General features: G+C 63.3%; 5 protein-coding genes and 1 pseudogene. 4 read left to right on the plus strand and 2 right to left on the minus strand.

Annotation, left to right across the window (positions count from 1 at the left end):
- From BLX41_RS34040 to BLX41_RS37405, 3 genes and pseudogenes are all read left to right on the plus strand, one after another.
- On the plus strand, nt 1–189 hold a 189-nt coding region (locus BLX41_RS34040; protein ID WP_221179218.1), incomplete at its 5' end, for a hypothetical protein.
- Nucleotides 190–836: 647 nt separating this feature from the next.
- A pseudogene (locus tag BLX41_RS37400) lies at nt 837–947 on the plus strand (hypothetical protein); the annotation flags it as partial.
- A gap of 228 nt (nt 948–1,175) precedes the next feature.
- A complete protein-coding gene (locus BLX41_RS37405) occupies nt 1,176–1,880 on the plus strand; it encodes a methyl-accepting chemotaxis protein (RefSeq protein WP_404942781.1) in 705 nt (234 codons plus the stop codon).
- Between the two features lie 82 nt (nt 1,881–1,962).
- Here the strand turns inward: BLX41_RS37405 and BLX41_RS19665 are convergent, their stop codons facing one another.
- On the minus strand, nt 1,963–2,280 hold the full coding sequence (locus tag BLX41_RS19665) for a PepSY domain-containing protein (RefSeq protein WP_011062798.1): 318 nt from the start codon (nt 2,278–2,280) through the stop codon (nt 1,963–1,965).
- A gap of 154 nt (nt 2,281–2,434) precedes the next feature.
- Between BLX41_RS19665 and BLX41_RS19670 the strand changes: the two genes are divergently transcribed.
- Nucleotides 2,435–3,346: a sterol desaturase family protein gene (locus BLX41_RS19670; protein WP_123726229.1), complete on the plus strand. Its 912-nt coding sequence runs from the start codon at nt 2,435–2,437 to the stop codon at nt 3,344–3,346.
- Here BLX41_RS19670 and BLX41_RS35790 read toward each other — a convergent pair.
- On the minus strand, nt 3,324–3,528 hold a 205-nt coding region (locus tag BLX41_RS35790), incomplete at its 5' end, for a helix-turn-helix domain-containing protein (protein ID WP_259745018.1). The genes BLX41_RS19670 and BLX41_RS35790 overlap by 23 nt on opposite strands.

A 3,528-nucleotide genomic window follows, 5' to 3' on the forward strand; every position in this document is an offset into this window, starting at 1 on the left:
CAGTGCCTGGCGCGGGTTTTACAGGTTCACTTGGGCCTCATCATGGCAAGGCTTTTTGACAGTTTTGTGACGTTTCAAAGTGGACAATCCGCGGCGCCATACCAGTGGTCGGCAGCGCTCAAGAATGGATCGCGGATGCCGATCACGCTCACATGCAATGCGCATTCGATTCTCCTCGAGTGCTCCTGACAGGGAAGTTCGGACCTACGCATGCCCTTAGTGGCTTGCTCTATCCCTGCCATGAGATCTTCTCGATGTTTTTGCAAAAATCCCTGAGAGCGCAAATTCTTGCCCTGCTGAGCGGTAGCCTGTTTGCGGTGTTGCTGATCGCCCTGGCGTGCTTTCACTTGCTGTCCGGTGGCGTGCAGAGCTACCGCGAGCTGATCGAAGGTCCGCTGCGCAGTTCGCAGTTGATCGACGAGGCCAACCTGCAGTTCAAGAGCCAGGTGCAGGAGTGGAAGAACGTGTTGCTGCGGGGCAAGCAGCCCCAGGAACTGAACAAGTACTGGCAGCAGTTCGAGGATCGTCAGCGGGATGTGCAGAACATTCTCGGCCAGTTGGCCCAGACGCCGGGCCTGGACTCGGGCCTCAAGAGCCGGGTACAGCGCCTGGCCGAGGAGCACCGTTCGCTCGGCTCGGCTTATCAGAAGGGCCGTGACGCCTATGTGGCCGCAGGCGCCGAGCCGAGTGCCGGCGATGCTGCGGTCAAGGGCGTGGACCGTGCCACCAGCGAACAGATGAGCGAGTTGGTGACCGAGCTGCGCAAACACAGTGACCAGCAGTCCCGGGACATCAGCTCGGCGGCCGATCGCACGGTGTGGCTGGGCATCCTGGTGATGCTGGTTTCCGGTTTGCTGATCGGCCTGCTCAGCCTGTGGCTGGTGAACCGCAGCCTGGTGCAGCCGATCCGCCAGTTGATCGACTACGTCGCCCAGCTCAGCCGTGGCCAGTTCGCCGACCGGGTGGCCAGCGATCGTCAGGACGAACTGGGCAGGCTGGCGGCTGCCGCCAACACCCTGCGTGACTTCCTGGCCCAGACCTTCAGCAGCCTGCAGCGCAGTGCCTCGGACCTGGACAGCTCCAGCGGCGAGCTCAACTCCATCGCCACTTTGATGTCCCAGGGCACCAACGAGCAGTTCAACCGCACCGATCAGGTGGCGACGGCGATGAACGAGATGTCCGCCACGGCCCAGGAAGTGGCGCGCCACGCTGCCGATGCTGCGCGCGCCGCGGATGATGCCGACCAGTCGGCGCAGCAGGGCGAGCAGGTGATGCAGAGCACTATCCACAGCATCACCCAGATGCGTGGCGAGATCGCCAACACGGCCACGGTGATCCGCCGCCTGGAGGCCGACAGCGGACGTATCGGCAAGGTGCTGGAAGTGATTCAGGGGATCGCCGAGCAGACCAACCTGCTGGCGCTCAACGCTGCCATCGAAGCGGCCCGGGCCGGTGAGGCGGGGCGCGGTTTTGCCGTGGTCGCCGATGAGGTGCGCAGCCTGGCCCAGCGTACTGCGGCGTCCATCATCGAGATCAACCAGATCATCCAGAGCGTGCAGACCGGTGCGGTGGATGCGGCCCAGGCCATCGAGAGCGGCCAGTCCCGCAGCGAGCAGAGTGTGCAGCAAGTGACCGAAGCCGGTGCAATGCTGGAGCGCATCACCGAAGCGGTGGAAGCGATCCGCGACATGAATCGGCAGATCGCCACCGCCGCCGAGGAGCAGACGTCGGTGGCCGAGGACATCTCGCGCAACCTGACCGAGATCACTTCGATTGCCAGTACCAACCTCGACAACGTCCAGCGCACTGAAGCGGCGAGCCGCAACCTGCACGGTCTGTCGGGACAATTGAACGAGGTTACGGCGCGTCTCGGCGCCTGATACCGCTCACCCTGTATGCGGGCGCAAAAGCACAAGGCCGCGCTCCCGAAACGGGGCGCGGCCTTGTGCTGTGTGCGGGGGCTTACTTGTCTTGCTTGTTGCTCAGGACCTTGCCGGTCTTGGCATCCAGGTCCACGTCCCACTCGATGCCTTTGCTGTCACGCAGTTCCACCTGGTAGACGTAGGCGCCTGTAGCGGTCTGCTCCAGCTCGGTATCGGTGATGCTGGCGGCGGTGGTGCCCGGGTGCTGGGCCAGGGCAGCCTGGTTGAGTTTTTCCAGGTCCATGATGGCGCCGGATTTGAGCAGGCCCGGGATCAGGTCCGGACGGACATCGGCCTGGGCCAGGCCGGCGGTCAGGGTCAGGGCGGCAGCGGCGAACAGAGCGGAGAACTTGGTCATGGGTTGATTCCTTGGGGTGATGGGTTTCGATGGACACAGGTTAGCCACTGCAACTTAATTCACCCTTAATTCAGGTCAGTGGTTGCGCCGTTTGTTCAAGCCAGGGGCTGAGGCGAGCCCCAAGCTGGTGTCTCCCTTCTAGGAGACTGAGCGAATGAAACGATTGCTTGCGTGGTTGTATGCCCCCTTGTTCTTTGGTGGATTCATCGGTGGTGCGCTGTGCTGGATGAGTGCGCAAGAGGCTTCTGCGGGTGGGTTGCTGGTGCTGTTTGCGGCTGCGCTCCTGGTGTCTTTCCTGGTGGAGTGGGTTCTGCCTTACGAGCCGGCATGGAATCGCTCCCAGGGTGACCGCCTGCGGGACAGTCTGCATGCTCTGGTCAATGAGGGCCTGAATGCCCTGGGCCTGCTCGCATTGCCGGGACTGGTGGCGCTGCTGGCCCATGACGGCCTGTGGCCTCGGGAATGGCCGCTCTGGGGCCAACTGCTGCTGGCGATAGTGATCGCCGATTGCGGGATCACCCTGGCTCATTACGCCAGCCATCGCTGGGCCTGGCTCTGGCGCCTGCATGCGGTGCACCACAGTGTGCTGCGCATGTACGGTTTCAACGGTCTGCTCAAGCATCCCCTGCACCAACTGCTGGAAGCGACGGCGGGGTTGTTGCCATTGTTGGTGCTGGGCATCCCGCTGCCGGTGGCACAGTTGCTGGCCCTGGCCATCGCCATTCAGTTGCTGTTGCAGCATTCCAATGTGGATATGCGCCTGGGATTGTTGCGACTGGTGTTTGCCTGGGCGCCGGTGCATCGCTTTCACCATATGAAGTACGGCCGCGCCGGTGATGTGAATTTCGGTCTGTTCTTCAATCTCTGGGATTGGCTGTTGGGAACCGCGTTCTATCGGCATGACTATCTGATGCGCCAGGGCGACCTGGGCATCGGTAGTCGTCCGGACTATCCGGTGGATTACTGGCCGCAGTTGCTGGAGCCATTCAAGGCCCAACGCTATGCCGCCGAGCCCAAGGTGCCCGAGGGGTTGCGGCGCCCGGTCAATCCAGCAGGCGGGGCCTGAGGGTTTTCAGGGCCTGACCGGCGGTGACGCCGAACAGCGCCTTCAAGGTGCGGGAGAAGTGCGCGGTGTCGGCGAACCCGGCGCCGTGGGCTGCCTGGGCCATGGCCTGCCCCTCCAGCAACAGGGCCATGGCCAGGCGCAGGCGCCGCCACAGCACCAGCCGCCGTACCGGCAGGCCTACA

It is taken from the genome of Pseudomonas protegens (assembly GCF_003732485.1).
In the GTDB taxonomy this organism is placed as follows: Bacteria; Pseudomonadota; Gammaproteobacteria; order Pseudomonadales; family Pseudomonadaceae; genus Aquipseudomonas; species Aquipseudomonas protegens_B.